The 17,623-nt window shown below is 37.7% G+C and carries 16 protein-coding genes; 2 read left to right on the top strand and 14 right to left on the bottom strand.

What is annotated here, in order from left to right; all coding sequences use genetic code 11:
* Positions 1-16 precede the first annotated feature (16 nt).
* Positions 17-607 (bottom strand): lecithin retinol acyltransferase family protein, encoded by a 591-nt coding sequence (locus tag AC52J8_RS10120; protein ID WP_086398934.1) that lies wholly within the window; start codon positions 605-607, stop codon positions 17-19.
* Between the two features lie 193 nt (positions 608-800).
* On the opposite strand from AC52J8_RS10120, the gene AC52J8_RS10115 reads away from it, so the two are divergent.
* Positions 801-1,547, top strand: coding sequence for a phosphodiester glycosidase family protein (locus AC52J8_RS10115; RefSeq protein WP_086398935.1), 747 nt, complete (start codon positions 801-803; stop codon positions 1,545-1,547).
* 35 nt (positions 1,548-1,582) lie between these two features.
* On the opposite strand, the gene AC52J8_RS10110 is transcribed toward AC52J8_RS10115, so the two are convergent.
* From AC52J8_RS10110 to putA, 4 genes are all read right to left on the bottom strand, one after another.
* Positions 1,583-1,813 (bottom strand): hypothetical protein, encoded by a 231-nt coding sequence (locus AC52J8_RS10110; protein WP_000011679.1) that lies wholly within the window; start codon positions 1,811-1,813, stop codon positions 1,583-1,585.
* Positions 1,814-2,061: 248 nt separating this feature from the next.
* On the bottom strand, positions 2,062-3,147 hold the full coding sequence (gene trmA / locus AC52J8_RS10105; RefSeq protein WP_017399478.1) for a tRNA (uridine(54)-C5)-methyltransferase TrmA: 1,086 nt from the start codon (positions 3,145-3,147) through the stop codon (positions 2,062-2,064).
* 108 nt (positions 3,148-3,255) lie between these two features.
* Entirely contained in the window at positions 3,256-3,729 is a 474-nt protein-coding gene (locus AC52J8_RS10100; protein WP_005076305.1) for a GrpB family protein, read from the bottom strand.
* Between the two features lie 105 nt (positions 3,730-3,834).
* Positions 3,835-7,587, bottom strand: a complete 3,753-nt coding sequence (gene putA / locus AC52J8_RS10095) for a trifunctional transcriptional regulator/proline dehydrogenase/L-glutamate gamma-semialdehyde dehydrogenase (protein WP_203079901.1) — start codon at positions 7,585-7,587, stop codon at positions 3,835-3,837.
* A gap of 124 nt (positions 7,588-7,711) precedes the next feature.
* On the opposite strand from putA, the gene AC52J8_RS10090 reads away from it, so the two are divergent.
* The gene (locus AC52J8_RS10090; protein ID WP_017386809.1) at positions 7,712-8,200 is read left to right on the top strand and encodes an Lrp/AsnC ligand binding domain-containing protein; all 489 of its coding nucleotides are present in this window, start codon (positions 7,712-7,714) and stop codon (positions 8,198-8,200) included.
* 34 nt (positions 8,201-8,234) lie between these two features.
* Here AC52J8_RS10090 and putP read toward each other — a convergent pair whose 3' ends face one another.
* The 9 genes from putP to sstT all read right to left on the bottom strand — a co-directional run bounded on the left by putP (position 8,235) and on the right by sstT (position 17,579).
* Entirely contained in the window at positions 8,235-9,725 is a 1,491-nt protein-coding gene (gene putP / locus AC52J8_RS10085; RefSeq protein WP_057062008.1) for a sodium/proline symporter PutP, read from the bottom strand.
* A 412-nt stretch (positions 9,726-10,137) separates the two neighbouring features.
* A complete protein-coding gene (locus AC52J8_RS10080; protein WP_081035403.1) occupies positions 10,138-10,845 on the bottom strand; it encodes an SIR2 family NAD-dependent protein deacylase in 708 nt (235 codons plus the stop codon).
* Between the two features lie 109 nt (positions 10,846-10,954).
* Positions 10,955-11,329, bottom strand: a complete 375-nt coding sequence (gene gcvH / locus AC52J8_RS10075) for a glycine cleavage system protein GcvH (protein WP_017482286.1) — start codon at positions 11,327-11,329, stop codon at positions 10,955-10,957.
* 37 nt (positions 11,330-11,366) lie between these two features.
* Entirely contained in the window at positions 11,367-12,392 is a 1,026-nt protein-coding gene (locus AC52J8_RS10070; RefSeq protein ID WP_002121430.1) for an AraC family transcriptional regulator, read from the bottom strand.
* 108 nt (positions 12,393-12,500) lie between these two features.
* The gene (locus AC52J8_RS10065) at positions 12,501-12,941 is read right to left on the bottom strand and encodes a MaoC family dehydratase (protein ID WP_002121358.1); all 441 of its coding nucleotides are present in this window, start codon (positions 12,939-12,941) and stop codon (positions 12,501-12,503) included.
* Positions 12,941-14,788: an ABC transporter ATP-binding protein gene (locus AC52J8_RS10060; RefSeq protein ID WP_069030154.1), complete on the bottom strand. Its 1,848-nt coding sequence runs from the start codon at positions 14,786-14,788 to the stop codon at positions 12,941-12,943. The genes AC52J8_RS10065 and AC52J8_RS10060 overlap by 1 nt, the downstream gene beginning before the upstream one ends.
* Before the next feature lie 362 nt (positions 14,789-15,150).
* Positions 15,151-15,687, bottom strand: a complete 537-nt coding sequence (locus AC52J8_RS10055; protein WP_002121466.1) for a DUF2058 domain-containing protein — start codon at positions 15,685-15,687, stop codon at positions 15,151-15,153.
* Between the two features lie 3 nt (positions 15,688-15,690).
* Positions 15,691-16,371 carry a YoaK family protein gene (locus AC52J8_RS10050; RefSeq protein ID WP_069035654.1) on the bottom strand — a complete coding sequence of 227 codons (681 nt, stop codon included), beginning with the start codon at positions 16,369-16,371 and terminating at the stop codon, positions 15,691-15,693.
* A gap of 5 nt (positions 16,372-16,376) precedes the next feature.
* Positions 16,377-17,579, bottom strand: coding sequence for a serine/threonine transporter SstT (sstT, locus tag AC52J8_RS10045; protein ID WP_086398937.1), 1,203 nt, complete (start codon positions 17,577-17,579; stop codon positions 16,377-16,379).
* Positions 17,580-17,623: the final 44 nt, after the last annotated feature.

The following is a 17,623-nucleotide window of genomic DNA, read 5'->3' as shown; positions in this document are numbered from 1 at the left end:
ATGAGGGCTTTTTTATTTAAACTGGCTCTTTTTTATCTGGGTCTATAAATACTAAAGGCGCTGAAGGATCGATATTTCTTTTCTGAGATTTTTCTCTTAAGAACTGGTAAGTAGGGACTTTTCTTTTTGCCTGATCGCGCAGTTTCTTTTTAATATAAAGAACCAGAGCAAAACATGTAGTTGCAACGGTCAGCATCATACCATTCATATAGCTCATGATTGAGCTTACATAGCCAATAGTCGTTAAGCGATGCATCATACGTTCAACTTGAGTGCTACTTTCAATACCCGTAATTGCCCAACTACATAGATGTTCACAGTTATTAATAATCAAATGATAGTGGTTTTCATGCATACGTGAACGCATTCGGCGAACGACAATCTTTCCTTTATAACGAGGTTTGTCATAAGAACGGACATGTATTTTTTTGCCATGCGAGAAAGCATCTATTGAAGTGATTTCAATCGGGCGTTTTTTGACGAAATGAGCTAAGCCAGAATAATGGATAACTCGATCTCTCCCTGCATATATACCATGATGGCTATAGCCGAGATGCTTTACGATGAGGTGAGCCCCTAAAGGGTAGCGTTTATTCGGTTGTTGCATGCTTACGCTGATCCAATAAAGTGTAAATGGCTTTTATTGAAAAGCTGCTAAACATTATAACCAATATCAGCAATTTGCACTGTATTGATTACGTCGAATGAAGGAATTTGATGCATATCCAATCTATTCATATTTCTTGTATATAATTTAAGAACTTAATATGAAGGGAAAATGTCATGTCAGGTGATGTTAAATGAAATGGGTGGTCGGGTGCTTAGCTTTATATGGGCTTTTGTTCCAGTCTGCATATGCTATAGAACATCAGCAAGTTAAAACAGTAGAAGGTGATCAATACGAGGTGGTCTCTATCAGTGATTTTAAAGCATTGCGCCTGTTTTTAAGAAATCCTCATAATCAGCAATACTATAAAAGCTTTAACAATATTGAGGAACAATTAAGACAATGTGAGCAACTTAGCTTTGCAATGAATGCAGGGATGTTTCATTTAGGGTTTTCTCCAGTAGGGTTGTATGTTGAACGAGCTAAGGTAGTTCAGCCCTTAAATAAGAATAAAGGATTTGGAAATTTCTTTTTACAGCCGAATGGTGTGTTGGCTTGGAGCAAAAAACAGGCTTTTGTTTTAACTACACAACAATATAGCCTACAAAATTTGAAAGTTGATTATGCAACCCAATCTGGGCCAATGTTAGTTATTGATGGAAAGATAAATTCCCTTTTTTTACCGGATTCTCAATCAAAGAAAATTCGTAATGGAGTTGGTATTCGAGATAATAAACTCTACTTTGTAATATCGAAAAATAGAGTGAATTTCTATAATTTTGCCGAGTTTTTTCAAAGAAACCTTAAAGTAGAGCGAGCTTTATATCTCGATGGCTCTATTTCTAGTTTATATATGCAAAAGAACAATCGGAATGATCAGCAATTTCAAATGGGACCAATGGTTGGTTGGATAGACGAGTCCAATTGTGCAGTAAAGTGAAATATAAAAAAGCCAGTACAGGACTGGCTTTTTAATTAATGAATAGATGGTTTTTGAGTGAGTTCATTTAACTCTTTTCGGCTATAACCACGGGAAATAAGAACTTTTTTAATTCCCTTAATGACATCTTCATCTGTTGCTTGCGCAAGCGCACTTAGAAGTTGTTCATTAGTTTTACATGAGCAGTCATTTTCAACACAAGCAGTTTGGTTTTTATGCTCGTTATGCTGTTGATCTGCCAAGAACAGCTTTTGCCAAAAACTCATAGAGCCTTCATATACAACCTAACATAGCTCGAAATATAGCCAATTTAAAATAAAATACAAGACTCCATAAGTGATAAATCCACCAATTGAACTCGAGAATTTTCGATGGGAATGCTTGAGTTAAACGAAATTATGACGAATAGATGACTTGATATTTTTTGAAAATTTAAATACTTAAATAATAAAACTTTAAAAAATAAGGAGGTATATAACCTCCTTATTTAAAAATTTACAATGAAAGATTTTGTTTAAATCTTCTCAAGTAAAACTCCAGACTCGACATGATGCGTATAAGGGAACTGGTCAAATAAGGCGAATTTAGTCACTCGATGAGTTTGACTGAGAGTTTTTAGATTTTCATATAACGTGTCAGGGTTACATGAAATGTAGATAATACGTTCAAAACCTTGTAGAAGTTTTAAAGTCTCATCATCAATTCCTGCACGCGGTGGATCTACAAATACGGTGTCAAAGTCATAGCTTTGAATATCAATATTCGCTTCTTGTAGACGGCGGAATTCGCGCTCACCTTGATAAGCTTGAGTAAACTCTTCAGCCGATAGACGTGCTACTTGAATATTATCGATTTGATTTTGTTCAATGTTCCATTGAGCTGCATAAACAGAGGATTTTGCAAGCTCGGTAGCCAATACTCGTTCGAACTTTAAAGAGAGCGGAAGCGTAAAATTACCATTACCACAATAGAGTTCTAATAAGTGTTTCTTTGATCCTTCAGCTGCGTCACATGCCCATTGCAGCATTTTTTTGCAAACCTGTGCATTAGGCTGGGTAAAGCTACTTTCGATTTGCTTGTATTTAAATGAACGATTTAAAAGTTCGAATTCTTCAACGACGAAATCATCGCCAATAACAATTTTCTGGCCACGACTACGGCCCATAATCTTAATATCTAATTTATCGGCAAGCGCTTTAGCGGCTTGTTCCCATTCTTGATCCAGTTTACGATGATAAATTAGGGTAACCAACATTTCTCCGCTAAGTGTTGCGAGGAAGTCAGCTTCAAATAAACGGTTAGAGAGCTTAGGCTCAGCCTTAAGTTCTTCCAAGAGTTTTGGCATTAAATCATTGATGCTTTGATCTGCAATTGGAAACTCATCAATGCGTACAACGGTTTTTTGCTTGTCGTCATCGTTACGCTCAAACATGGCATAGAACATATCATTTTCTGTATGCCAGATACGAAATTCAGCACGCATACGGAAATGTTGTTCAGGTGATTCAAACACTTCTAATGTAGGTGGTGTAAATTCAGAAAATTGAGTAGTAATGCGTTCAATTTTAGCTTGAAGTTGTTGACGATAAGAAGAGGTCATAGACAAAGAAAATTTAGACAGAATCAAATAGTGAATGGTATCAAAAAAATTGAACTTACAGGAGCCAATTTTAACCAGATATTCATAAGAGAAAAGGAGGTACCTAAACTAGAGATGATTTAAAACGCGATTAATAAAGTCTGATTTTATTGTTCTATATTGATCGGGGTCTAAATGGCTACACTGTAATTTTAATTGATTATATTCATTGACCAATGTGGGTGAGCTTATAAGCTTATTTTTAAATGTTAAGAAAAATGTAAATACTGAATCCGTGACTACAATTTGAAAAGCTACATCATCATTGTTGAGTGATTCGAGCATACAAAGCTCATGTGTTCTTAATGTGTTTTGTTTTTCGATAAAGTTAAGTGTTTTTAATTGTTCTATTGCGAATTCAAATTGCTCAGGTATAACTTCAATATAAATATCTAAATCACCTTTTGAAATTGCATTCGGTATAGCGGAAGAACCAATATGCTCAATTTTGGCAAATGGTAGAAGGGCGCAAATAGCTTTGTGATATGAATTAAAAAGTTGAGCGCATCTTTGTTGATATTTTTCTGGTTCTAAAAAGACCATTATTCGAATCTCGAATTGATAAAGTTTATATATTTAAGAATAGATTACTCGATTAAATAAAAAAGCCCAAATACTGAGATTTGGGCTTTTTTTGAAACTTAGGTATTAATCAGTCATTGTCATTAAGCTTGCGTTACCACCAGCTGCAGCTGTATTCACACTAATTGCACGTTCAATCACTAAACGCTCAAGTGGAATAGCCTCATTTGGTTCAACATGGGTAATACCGACAATTGCACCAGAACGAGTAGCAATCTCTTGCTGTAATGAGAAGATCTCTTCGCGATTACCATGATGTAAAACTGCATCAAAATCATCTGATGAGATATTTTTAACTGTAGTAATTGCAGCAAGTACATCTTTTGGTAATGTTTGTTTGTATTTAGCCATGAATGGACTATTTGGCATTACGGCCGCTTGGCTACCCACTGCAAAAATTGCGAGCAACTGATGCAATTGATTTTGTTCAGTGTCTGCAATTGAAAGCACACGATGACGCGGCAAAATAATATATTGGTTACTTTCCCCAGTAGGGCCTTGTAACTCATAGAATTTACCTACACCAAATGGTTCAATCTCACGATTTGCTTGCGGTAAATGCTGTTTCGCCCAATTTTGTAAGCTCTTATAAACCTCACGGTTAAAGCCTTCAAAAGCAGTTTGCTCAGTTTTCATAGCAAATGGTGTTGCCAATACTTTGTTTGAACACTGCTGCATCAAGCGATACATGTAAAGCGGACCACCAGCTTTCGGGCCTGTACCAGATAAACCCTCACCACCGAATGGTTGTACACCAACGACAGCACCCACAATATTACGGTTGATATAAAGGTTACCCACTTCAGCATGCTGAATGACTGTTTGGATGGTTTCATCAATACGGGTATGCAGACCCATTGTTAAACCATAACCTTTGGCATTAATACGTGAGATCAACTGCTCAAGCTCGCCATACTTATAGGTAATGATGTGGAGAACTGGACCAAAAACTTCGCGCTGCAAATCATCAAGGTTAGGGAGTTCAATTGCTGTTGGTACAACAAAGGTTCCTTTATCTAGTTCATTCTGGCTTGTTGCTCCAAACATCAACTGATGTACTGGATAGCCTTTCGACTTCATTTTTTGGATGTGTTGATCAATCGTCTGTTTTGCTTCGTCATCAATCACAGGACCAATGTCAGTTTTTAAAATTGCAGGGTTCCCTACAATTAACTGTTGCATTGCACCTTTAAGCATTTTAATAACGGTTGCAGCGCTGTCTTCTTGTACACATAAAATACGTAAAGCAGAGCAACGTTGACCCGCGCTATCAAAGGCGGAACTTACAACATCGAGTACGACTTGTTCAGTTAATGCAGATGAATCCACAATCATTGCATTTTGACCGCCAGTCTCTGCAATGAGAGGAATAGATTGACCATTTTCGGATAAACGTTTCGCAACGGTTTTCTGTAAAATTTTTGCAACTTCAGTCGAACCAGTAAACATGATGCCATCAATACGGCTATCTTGGCTAAGCTGAGCACCTACTGTTTCACCGCGGCCAGGAAGTAGCTGTACAGCACCATGTGGAATACCAGCTTCCCATAAAATCTGAACTGCTTGAGCTGCGATTAATGGGGTTTGTTCAGCAGGTTTAGCAATAACGCAGTTACCACTGACTAATGCTGCAGCAATTTGGCCAGAGAAAATTGCAAGAGGGAAGTTCCACGGGCTAATACAAAGTACAGTACCTAAAGGCTGAATAGCTGTATTTGCAGGAAGATTCTCAACTTGAGTTGCGTAATAACGTAAGAAATCTACAGCTTCACGAACTTCTGCAATCGCATTGGCATAAGTTTTCCCACTTTCACGGCAAAGTAATACCATCAACTCTTGAATGCGGCTTTCCATTAGGTCAGCTGCATGTTTTAAGTGTTGAGCACGCTGTTCTTTAGGCGTATTTGACCATTCTGACTGAGCTTGTTCAGCTGCATTAAGCGCAATTTCAACATGCTTAAGATCAGCTTCTTGCACATAACCAACAATTTCATCATTTTGTGCTGGGTTTGTAATTGCAACAGAATGACCTTGCTCTAACGACTCGTTATTTGCCAATAATGGATGACTTTGCCAAATACGATTACGTAATTCTTGAGCTGTGCTATCTAATGCTGCAAGTGGGGTGTCATTTGCTAAGTCATAACCTTTAGAATTTTTACGAAGCGTTCCGTACATATCTAAAGGTAGAGGAATAGATGGGTGTTTTAAGCCAACTGAACCTTCAAGCTTAGCTGCATGATGAATATCGTAAATTGGAGACTGGATAAGATCTTCAACTTTAAGCGTTTTATCGGCAATACGGTTAACGAATGAAGTATTCGCGCCATTTTCAAGTAAACGACGAACTAAATAAGCTAACAACGTTTCATGGTTACCAACGGGAGCATAAATACGGCATGGTACGCCTAATTTATTTTGCTCACGTGGACCAACAACTTGTTCATAAAGCGGTTCGCCCATGCCATGTAAGCATTGGAACTCATATTGACCAGCATAATATTTGCTTGGATCAGCTAAATGATAAATCGTTGCCAATGTTTGGGCATTATGAGTGGCAAATTGCGGATAGATGAACTCAGGCGCTGCAAGTAATTTTTTAGCACAAGCGATATAAGATAAATCGGTATGTACTTTACGAGTGAAGACAGGGTAGTCATCCATACCTTCGATTTGCGCTTTTTTAATTTCGCTGTCCCAATATGCGCCTTTTACAAGGCGGATCATGAGACGCTTTTGGCTGCGTTTAGCAAGGTCAATAATATAATCAACCACGAAGAAACAGCGTTTTTGATAAGCTTGAATTACGAAACCAATGCCTTTCCAGTTCGCAAGTTCCGGCTCGAAGCAAAGACGTTCAAGTAACTCAAGAGAAATTTCTAAACGCTCTGATTCCTCTGCATCAATATTTAAACCAATATTGTATTTTTTAGCCAAAAGAGCGAGTTCAAATACTTTACCGTAGAGTTCTTTGTGAACACGTTCAATTTGCGCACGTTGATAGCGAGGATGTAAAGCAGAAAGCTTAATTGAAATACCTGGGCCATCATAAACGCCTTTACCATTAGATGCTTTACCAATTGCATGAATGGCTTGTGTGTAATCGCTAAAGTAGCGTTCAGCATCATGTTCGGTTAAAGCTGCTTCACCCAACATGTCATAAGAATAGCGGAACCCTTTGTCTTCGAGTACTTTGGCGTGGTCTACAGCTTCTTCAATGGTTTCACCAGTCACAAACTGTTCACCCATCATACGCATTGCGACGTCAACGGCTTTACGAATAATACCACGACCACTACGTGCTAAAAGACCAGTAAGTACACTTGAAAGACTAGTTTGCTTAGGGGTTTCCATCAGCTTACCAGTTAACATGAGACCCCATGCTGCAGCATTTACAAACATTAAGCTGCTTTGGCCAACGTGTTCTTTCCAGTTACCTTGATTGATTTTATCTCGAATAAGCAAATCACGTGTTGCTGAGTCTGGAATACGAAGTAAAGCTTCGGCAAGACACATAAGCGCCACGCCTTCTTGTGAAGAAAGAGAGAATTCTTGTAATAACCCTTGAACAATACCTGCTTTACCCGAAGAGGTCTTACGTTCACGTAAATTATTGGCAAGATTAAAAGCAAGATCATAAATTTTATGATCTAAATCATCAGATACCGCGGCAGCTTGTAATAGCTCTTCTACAGCTTCTGGTTCAGCACGTCGCCAAGCTGTATTGATGCGTTGTTCAAACTCACTTTTATCGTTGAATTCGGTGATATAGCCTTGGTGAGATTTATCCATTTGATGAAAAGTATCCATTGTGTTCATATCTGTTTCCGCCAACCAGCTCTCGTAAACTCATCTTGAGTAGAGAGGTTTAGATAATTTATCATTACAGAAGAAACACCGAATAACTCACTATATTTAGCCCATTTTTTAGAGGAAAATTCAGATGAATGGCCCAATTTTAAGCCTTGACCGCACTGATTTAAAAATTTTGGATATTCTTCAAACAGATGGGCGAATTTCTAATAGTAAATTAGCCGAACTTGTTAACTTGTCGCCAACTGCTGTTATGGCTCGAGTGCAGAAGTTGACAAAGGATGATTTCATTTTGGGATATGAAGCGAAATTGAATCCAATCAAGTTAAACGCAAATTTTTTGGTGTTCGTAGAGGTACTATTAGATAAGACTACCCCCAATGTTTTAGATGAGTTTATTGATGCTGTGGTTCACTATCCTGAAATTGTTGAGTGCCATATGGTGAGTGGTGGGTTTGATTTTTTAATTAAATTACGAAGTGGCAGCATGGAAGAGTTTAGACGAATTGCGGGGCAGGTACTGTGGCAATTACCAGGGGTAAAAGAGACTCGTAGTTATCCAGTTATGCAAGTTGTAAAAGATACTTCAAAAATTAAAATCAAAACTAAAAATAAATAAAGGGGCCGAAGCCCCTTTTATTTATTTCAATAACTTATACGCTTTCTTTGTAGAGTTCATCTGCTTTTTCAAAGCGGCCAGTTACTGTCGTATTTGGCGCTTTAGTTAAGAGACTCACTACAATGATGCTGATAAATGCAAGGATAAAGCCTGGAATGATTTCGTAAACACCAGTGTCTGCGAAAAGATTTTTCCAGCCAATCACTACAACTGCACCAACGATCATACCTGCTAAAGCACCTTGTAAATTCATACGTTTCCAGAATAGTGACAAGATGATAAGCGGACCAAATGCAGCACCGAAACCAGCCCATGCATAAGCAACAAGACCAAGAACCTTGCTATCAGGGTTGCCTGCAAGAAAAATTGCGAGAAGAGCAATGGCAAGAACCATAACACGCCCAACCCATACAAGTTCTTTCTGAGAAGCGTTCTTACGAATGAAGCCTTTGTATAAATCTTCTGTTAATGCACTCGAACATACTAAAAGCTGGCAGCTCAATGTACTCATCACAGCAGCTAAAATCGCAGCCAGAATGATACCTACAATCCATGGATTGAATAAAATTTTAGTCAATTCCATGAATACTGTTTCAGGGTTTTTGCTAACAACTGCTGCTAATTCAGGGTGTTGTTCAAAATAAGCAATACCGAAGAAACCAGCACCTACAGCACCGATTAAGCATAAAATCATCCACGTCATGCCAATACGACGAGCAGCAGGGATTGATTTTACAGAGTCAGCAGCCATGAAGCGCACAAGAATATGTGGCTGGCCAAAGTAACCTAAGCCCCATGCCATGGAGGAGAGAACCGCCACAACACTCAAATCGGAGATGATGTTAAACGCATGCGGGCGAGCAGTTTCAATGAGCGTAACGAAATGAGTCGTATCGCCAATCGCAAGGTAAGTCACAATTGGTGTTAACAACAGAGCAAAAATCATTAGGCCAGCTTGGAACGTATCGGTCCAGCTAATTGCTAAGAATCCACCAATACAAACATAGCTGATGGTCGCGATAGCGCTGAGCCAAATAGCGGTGTTGTAAGACATTCCAAATAAATTTTCAAATAGGCGGGCACCTGCTACCATGCCTGAAGCACAGTAAATTGCAAAGAAAACCAAAATGATAACGGCAGAGAAAATACGAAGTACTTTTTTCTGATCGTCAAAACGGCTTGTAAAATAATCTGGCAAAGTCAGTGCATTATTTTGGATTTCAGTATGAACGCGTAATCGACCAGCAACCAGTAGCCAGTTAAGCCAAGCACCGATAATAAGACCAATTGCAATCCACGCTTCAGATAAACCAGAAAGATAAATCGCGCCTGGTAAACCCATGAGCAGCCAACCACTCATGTCTGATGCGCCTGCGGATAATGCAGTTACGAAACTGCCTAAACTACGACCACCGAGAATATAATCTGAGAAGTCGCTTGTAGCACGGTAGGCAAATAAGCCGATAAGAACCATTGCTACGATGTACACCATAAACATGATGAGGGTGGGATCAAAATAACTCATAATGGATGTGTGTCCTTATATCCATAATCCGTGATTGTAACCTAATCCAGGTCGCTGTTTTCTTGTACGGCATCCAAGAGGTTGAGATTCAACCACAAAAGATTTTTTTTGCACTGTTATTTTTATATTGTACTTTTGTATCATTGTGTAACTTAAAATAAATTGATTTTAAAGATGTAAAATTACAATATTAATCATCAACTTATAATTTTTTATTATTTATTTTTTTTAAATTTTTTCAGCAAAAAAATGTCATTTTCTAAAAAAATAAATCGATATTGAGTTATAAATAGGCTATTGGTCAAAAAAATTTATAGAAATTTAGAATAAAGTTAAAAAAAATCGACATTTTTTTGTTCAATTAATAATTTTTTTATTCAAATTAAGCTTATTTAGTGTCTAAAAATAGCAATTAGCCGATTAAATTTTCAAAAAGTCTATGCATTCCTTGAGACGCTGACATTTTTAATAATTCATATTGATGAGGAACACGCAGATGATCTGCATTTGGATCTATATAGTAGGCTTTACATTGATTTGAAGTTTCATGAACTAAAGCCGCAACAGGATATACGCTTAATGTCGAGCCGATCACAATAAAAATATCTGCACTTTGTACTAATTGAATTGCTTCTTCATAAGCGGGTACAGCTTCACCGAACCAGACTACATGTGGACGCAGGGGATAGCCATCTGGGCAAAAGTCTTGTTCTAAATCTAGCTTCCAGCCATTAATATCGTAAAACTGTGTTGTAAATTGTGCATTCGGGCCAGAGCTTTTCGCTAAACGAATGTTTCCATGCAAATGTAAAACGTTAGAACTCCCAGCCCGTTCATGTAAATCATCAATATTTTGAGTAATCACTTGTACGTCAAAGTAGTCTTGTAGTTTGGCAATATATTGATGAGCTTCGTTAGGTTCAGCCTCTAAAATATTTTTACGTCGCTCATTATAAAAGCGTTGAACTAAAGCAGGGTTCTTTTGCCATGCCTCAGGTGTGGCAACTTGTTGGATGTCGTAATTTTCCCATAAGCCATTGCTGTCACGAAAAGTGCTAATTCCACTTTCGGCACTCATGCCAGCGCCAGAGAATACAACAAGCTTTGTCATAGAAGTCACCGATTCGTAAAACTGAATTTGAATAGATTTTGAATAGATAATAGATAAAGAAAAAACCAGTTTAAGACTAAACTGGTTTTTATTAAATATGAAAAGCTATAGCTATCTTTTATAAGCCAGCTTCATATTCTGCATTTGTTAAAAGTTTTTCAACATCTGCCATGTTGTCTGGTTTGATTTTATAAATCCAGCCTTTTCCATATGGATCGTCATTTACAAAATCAGGATCATCTTCAAGGTCACTATTTACTTCTACTACAGTGCCTGAAACAGGAGCATGGATGTCAGAAGCAGTTTTTACTGATTCAACCACACCAGCTTGTTCGCCAGCAGTAACTCTACTCCCAACTTCCGGAGTTTCAACGTAAACCAAATCGCCAAGTTCATCTTGTGCATGATCGGTAATCCCTGTAATAACAAGATCACCCTCAATCTTTACCCACTCATGTGTACGTGCATACTTCAGTTCCGAAGGATGATTCATGGTAACTCCTTAAGCTTGTGTCCAATAGTTTTAAACATTATAAGTATGGGTCTTTACGCCAGTTGCTTGGGCTACGGCCACTCCAGCGTTTAAAAGCACGGCTAAAATTTGCAACGTCTGAATAGCCAAGTTCATCTGCAATTTGTTCAAGACTATAATCTGTACGTGAAAGTAAAGATGTTGCATGTCGATAGCGTACTTCATCAACTAAAGTTGAAAATGATGTTCCTTCCGCTGCTAATTGGCGCTTTAGTGTACGGTCTGACATGTGTAGACATTCAGCTACATTTTCAATGCTTAAATAATGTTGTTCAGAGTTACTTAAAATATCACGAACTCGCATTGCTAAGCGACGGCGCTCACCTAAAGCGGAAAGTTCGGCTTCGCACTGATTAATAGCAACCTGACTTGCGATAGGATCAGCATTAACTAATTTAATTCCTAAGTATTTTTTGTCAAAACTTGAAATCAAATGTGGCTGGTTAAAGCGAATTGTGCTGCTTAGTTTATTTCTATACTTTTCAAAGCCTTCTGGTTCAGGAAAGTCCAAATCTACATCACCAGCTAAATCTTCGATACCCGTAATCGCTTTGGCCATACTCATAATACCAATGGTCAAACCTAAAACGATTTCTGTCCTTAGAGGTTCAAGTTCGATGTCACACTGTAATTGTAGGGTAGCTTTTGGCCCAAACGTTGAAAAATAGAGTTGTAAAAAAGGTAGACGTAGTTGAATAAAGCGTGCTGCAAGTGCAATTGCTTCTGTAATATCTTTGGCTGTCATAATCGCATAGCCAATGAAGCCATGAATCGAAATACGCATTTGAGTACCAAGATGGTACCCCAAAGTAGTTTCACCAGTTAAATTAAGCGCGTGTTTAACTAGTTCATTTGCTACAGGTGTAGAAATACGATAATCAGGATCGGCTAGTTGCTCACTAGTAAGATGGAATGGAGCAAATAATGTTTCATCGTTATATCCCCAACGCGAAACAACATCTAATAGCAATAAGCCATAGACACCCGGAATACCTTGATCTTGACGAGCTGAGGTAATTTTCATATGCGTTCCATTGCTCTCATCAATTTGTCACATGCATTTCTTACACATCTTGTCATGAAATATAATCTGAGTTTATAAAAACTGTTAGACAATCATATCAACCATGTTTTAAACATTCTTTTTAAAGACAACAATTTTTGTTGTTGAAATAAGTAATACGTCACCATTTTGATTTAAGGCTTGCGTAACGTAACTTACAATACCACGATCTAATTTTGTTTTGGATGGTGTGATCGCTGAAATTTCTGCTTCAACATGAATTTTATCACCTGGTCGAGTAGGGCGTGGCCACCGTAAGCTAGACTCTGAACCAATCAGGCCGCCATGAATCGGCATACATTCTGTCCATAACCGCATAGTAATTGCAGAAGTATGCCAACCGCTAGCAGCAATTCCTTGAAAAATTGGATCGTGCTTAGCTTGTTCTTCATCTATATGGAAGGGTTGAGGGTCATAGGAGCTTGCGAATTTTTTGATTTCATCTAAGGTAATTTCATATTCACGGCTAATGAAACGATCACCAATTTTCAAATCTTCTAAATAAAGCATTAATCTTGACCCTGTAATACTTTTTGTTCAATTAGGAAACCACCTGTTTGACGTTTCCATAAGTGTGCGTATATACCATTTTGCGCAATTAACTCTTCATGAGTTCCTTGCTCAGCAATTCGACCTTCATCAAGAACGATTAAACGGTCCATTTGTGCAATAGTAGATAAACGGTGTGCAATTGCAATAACGGTTTTATCAACCATCAGGTCATTTAAACTTGACTGGATTGCTGCTTCAACTTCCGAGTCTAATGCACTAGTTGCTTCATCTAAAATAAGAATAGGAGCATCTTTTAAGAATACACGTGCAATGGCAATACGCTGTCTTTGACCACCAGAAAGTTTAACACCACGTTCACCTACTTGAGCGTTATAACCACTACGTCCTTTTAAATCAACTAATTGCGGAATAAATTCAGCAGCTTTGGCTTTATTTACAGCATTCTCCATGTCTGCATCAGATGCATCAGGGCGACCATATTTAATATTTTCTGCAACTGAGCGATGCAATAAAGACGTATCTTGAGTAACTAAAGCAATATTAGCTCTTAGACTATCTTGAGTTACATCTTCGATGTTTTGGCCATCAATTAAAATTGCACCTTGCTTAAGATGGTAAAAATGCAAAAGCAACTGGATCAGTGTCGACTTTCCTGCGCCAGAACGACCCACAATTCCTATTTTTTCGCCTGCTCTAATATGCAAGTTGAAGTGATCAATCACATTTTTATTGTTATAAGCAAAGCTTACATCTTTAAATACAATCTCACCTTTGGTCACTGCAAGTGGTTTTGCATCTGGTTTGTCTTGAATATTGATTTTTTTACCTAATGTTTGCATACCATCTTGAATGGTTCCAACATTTTCAAATAAGGCTGACATATGCCACATCATAAATTCAGCCATACTATTAAGTTTTAAAATCATTGCAGTAGTCGCTGCGATTACACCTAATGCTGCTAAACCTTGGGTCCATAGCCAAACAGAAGTACCAATTACACCTACAAACAAAACAGCAGACAACATATTGATGCTGACTTCAAAGAGGGTGCCTAAACGCATTTGAGCATAGACTGTAGTCATAAACTCTTTCATAGACGCTTTTGCGTATTGGCTTTCGCGACCAGCATGGGCAAATAGTTTTACTGTTTGGATGTTGGTGTATGCATCTGTTACGCGGCCCGTCATGATCGCTCTAGCATCGGCTTGTTGCTGAGAAACTTTACTTAAGCGGGGGATAAAGAACCATGCGCTTAATAAAAATAGGCTTAACCAAACTAAAAGTGGAATAAGTAAAATTGGTGAAATTGCGCCAAGAACAATGCTGACTGTAATGAAGTAAATGCTGACGTATGCCAACATGTCACCCAAAATAATCCAGAACTCACGGATTGCTAACGCTGTTTGCATAACCTTAGCAGAAAGTCGTCCTGCAAAGTCATTATGGAAAAAGTCCAAGCTTTGTTTCAATAAAAGATTATGGAAACGCCAGCGCAAACGCATTGGGAAGGTACTATATAAAATTTGATGTTTGATAATAGATTGAATATTTACAAAAAAGATGTTGGTAAATAAGACCGCAATCAAAATAAGTAAATCAGTAGCATGCTGACTTAAAAAGCTTTCCGGATGACTTTTACTTAACCAGTCTACGAGTTGTCCAATCTTTGAAAAAAGTAAGGCTTCAAAGCTTGCAGCACCTGCTGTAAAAAGAATAAGTAAGAATAAGTAAGGGCGTAGGCCTTCCGTAGCTTGCCACACAAATGGGAAAAAACGAGTCGGTAAAGGTTCATCTAAACCTTTAGTTGGGTAGGGATCTACAAGTTTTTCAAACCACTTCAGCATGAATTACTACCTTTGACACAAAAGCCACTTAATTAAATCTTTGCAATTTAATTTGCAAAAAGTCAGTTAGATCAATATCACTTAGGGTTTCGATCTTGTGAATATATGCAAATACACATGAACTGATAATGTTGTACGTCTTAAATTAATACATGACGCAAAAATGGAGACTCGAAGAAATCTTCAAGAACGTCGCGAGGACTAAAAAATATTATTCATTATATCGAGATTAATAGATAAAGGGTGAAGGAATTTATTCTTTAAGTATTTTTTATTAGTATTTTGAACATTTGTTAAATTATTACAGCTACACATATTAGAAAAGGCCTTTAGATTTTGGTCGTAAAGGCCTAAGTATCGTATTACCACATTAAGTCATCTGGAATAACATATGCTGCATATGGATCTTCCTCATCAGTAGCTTGTTCGTTTTTCTCAGCATTATTAATCAAAATGAAGCCTTGCATTTTTTGATCAATTTTTTCACCTAAAGCTTTTGGAAGATAGGCGTATTGATCTTGATCTTTAGCAATAACTAGGCTACCTGCAACAAGTGCATTATAAACTTGCTGAGATAGATAAACTTTTTTGATTTTATTTTCATCAATAAACTGATAAGCCACATCCCCAGCAAAATCAGTAATTTTATGTTGTTTAATCATCTGAATGATTGATGCTTTAAGTGCTTTTTCTTCAAGCTGTTTCTGTTTTTCTAAATTTAAAGCCTGATCTTTAGCTAACTTTTCTTGTTGAGCTTTTTCAATATTTGCTTTGATTTCAGCTTCATTACTTAGCCCAAGACGTTGTTCGTGATGAGCTTGCTTTGTTAATTTTTTTGCTTTTTTATTATCAACTAAACCAGCTTTTAATAGCTGTGCTTGTAAGGCATTTTTAACCATGTCTTAGTCCTTGTGTGAAGTTGAAGTACTATAGAGATAAACTATCCAGTAAGAAATACTTAAGGCTAAGCTTAAAATTGCTGGCAATAAAAATGATTGTAGTTTCAAATATGGATGTACTGAAGCGGCAACAATTCCACCCAACAGGAAGCCAGCAAGAATAAGTAAATGTAAAACAATACGTCGATTTTCTACAATTAAGCCCCTGGCTTTATATCCAAGTGCTAAACCAATATCAGTCAGCACACCAGATAGATGAGTAGTGCGAATAATCGTTCCTTTGTAGTGGCTTACCATCGCATTTTGTAACCCCATTGCCGTACAAGCCCATAATAATCCATAGCGTGGAAAATAAGGAAGCAATAGCCAGCAAAGGAAAATGAATAAGGCAACAAGGCTCAAAGGTAAGCCATAACGACGACCTAGTCGAAAATGACTGCTACCTAAAATAAAACCACTATAAAATGAACCGCAAACATAACAAATAATCACCATAAGTAAAAAAATGATATGTTCGGGTTGCCACGCTACCAAACTCATAGCCAGCATACTAACGTTGCCAGTCATATGTGAAATAGATTGATGCAAAAGAGTAATTAACCCTAATACATTAATCATTCCGGCATTAAAAGCCAGTAAAAAGGCTCCAAGTTGGAACCAGTTTGGTAGACGTTGAAATGGCATTTTGTTTAAGACGTTTGTTTAGAGCGAATATCTACAGCTGCAGTAAATAATACATCTGTAGATGAGTTAAGGGCTGTTTCTGTAGAGTCTTGCAATACACTGATAATCATACCAACCGCTACAACTTGCATCGCAATTTCTGTTGAAATACCAAATAGACTACAAGCTACAGGAATAAGTAGTAAAGAACCACCAGCAACACCAGAAGCACCACAAGCTGAAATAGTAGCAACAACTGATAAAATAACCATTGTCGCAAAATCAACATGAATACCAAGCGTATGTACAGTAGCTAATGTAAGTACAGTAATCGTGACTGCTGCACCTGCCATATTTACTGTTGCACCTAAAGGAATAGACACACTAGCTGTAGATGGGTTAACACCTAAACGCTCTGCCAAGTCTAAGTTAACTGGAATGTTTGCTGCTGAGCTTCGAGTAAAGAAAGCTGTAATACCACTTTCTTTTAGACACTTAAATACGAGAGGGTATGGATTTCCACGTATAGTAAGGGCAACAAGAATAGGGTTGATAACTAATGCAACAAAGAACATGGTACCTAACAATACCACTAATAATTGTGCATAGCTTTCAAGTGTTGCAAGGCCCGCATCGGCAAAAGTCACTGCAACTAATCCGAAAATACCGATTGGTGCAAAAGCAATTACTTTATGAATAATAGCACTTACAGCATGTGAAACATCCTGCATCACTTGTTTTGTGGTGTCTGAGCTATGACGCATAGCTAAACCTAGGCCAATTGCCCAAGCTAAAATACCAATAAAGTTAGCTTCACTAATTGCTTGAACAGGGTTCGCAATAAAGCTTAAGAGCAAGTTTTTTAATATATCTGCGAGACTACCAGGCGCTTGTAAATCATTATGTGAAACTGTATTGAGGAATAATGTGCTTGGAAAAGAAAGACTGACAATCACAGCTGTGAAAGCTGCAAGCAACATACCTGCCACATATAGAATCATGATTGGGCGTAAATTGGCGCTATGACCCACTTGGAAGTTGGCAATTGAAGAAAGCACCAATACAAAAACTAAAATAGGGGCAACCGACTTTAAGGCTTTAATGAAAAGCTCACCAAATAAACTTAAGTAAGGCGTAACGTTCGGAAATAGTAATGCAACGCCTATCCCTAGAATAATGGCGATAATAATCTTAGTGACTAAGCTTAATCGAGAAAAGAATGCAAGCATATAAAGGCCTTATTAACCTAATCATGGCTAAAGGTTGAACAAGC

It is taken from the genome of Acinetobacter sp. S-1, assembly GCF_059579785.1.
Note: the sequence above shows the minus strand (reverse complement) of the source record. Positions and strands in the feature narration are given on the sequence as shown.

Coding starts and splice junctions, on each gene's coding strand:
- AC52J8_RS10120 (WP_086398934.1), bottom strand. CDS start 607: ATGCAACAACCGAATAAACGCTACCCTTTAGGGGCTCACCTCATCGTA.
- AC52J8_RS10115 (WP_086398935.1), top strand. CDS start 801: ATGAAATGGGTGGTCGGGTGCTTAGCTTTATATGGGCTTTTGTTCCAG.
- AC52J8_RS10110 (WP_000011679.1), bottom strand. CDS start 1,813: ATGAGTTTTTGGCAAAAGCTGTTCTTGGCAGATCAACAGCATAACGAG.
- trmA (WP_017399478.1), bottom strand. CDS start 3,147: ATGACCTCTTCTTATCGTCAACAACTTCAAGCTAAAATTGAACGCATT.
- AC52J8_RS10100 (WP_005076305.1), bottom strand. CDS start 3,729: ATGGTCTTTTTAGAACCAGAAAAATATCAACAAAGATGCGCTCAACTT.
- putA (WP_203079901.1), bottom strand. CDS start 7,587: ATGAACACAATGGATACTTTTCATCAAATGGATAAATCTCACCAAGGC.
- AC52J8_RS10090 (WP_017386809.1), top strand. CDS start 7,712: ATGAATGGCCCAATTTTAAGCCTTGACCGCACTGATTTAAAAATTTTG.
- putP (WP_057062008.1), bottom strand. CDS start 9,725: ATGAGTTATTTTGATCCCACCCTCATCATGTTTATGGTGTACATCGTA.
- gcvH (WP_017482286.1), bottom strand. CDS start 11,329: ATGAATCATCCTTCGGAACTGAAGTATGCACGTACACATGAGTGGGTA.
- AC52J8_RS10070 (WP_002121430.1), bottom strand. CDS start 12,392: ATGAAAATTACCTCAGCTCGTCAAGATCAAGGTATTCCGGGTGTCTAT.
- AC52J8_RS10065 (WP_002121358.1), bottom strand. CDS start 12,941: ATGCTTTATTTAGAAGATTTGAAAATTGGTGATCGTTTCATTAGCCGT.
- AC52J8_RS10060 (WP_069030154.1), bottom strand. CDS start 14,788: ATGCTGAAGTGGTTTGAAAAACTTGTAGATCCCTACCCAACTAAAGGT.
- AC52J8_RS10055 (WP_002121466.1), bottom strand. CDS start 15,687: ATGGTTAAAAATGCCTTACAAGCACAGCTATTAAAAGCTGGTTTAGTT.
- AC52J8_RS10050 (WP_069035654.1), bottom strand. CDS start 16,371: ATGCCATTTCAACGTCTACCAAACTGGTTCCAACTTGGAGCCTTTTTA.
- sstT (WP_086398937.1), bottom strand. CDS start 17,579: ATGCTTGCATTCTTTTCTCGATTAAGCTTAGTCACTAAGATTATTATC.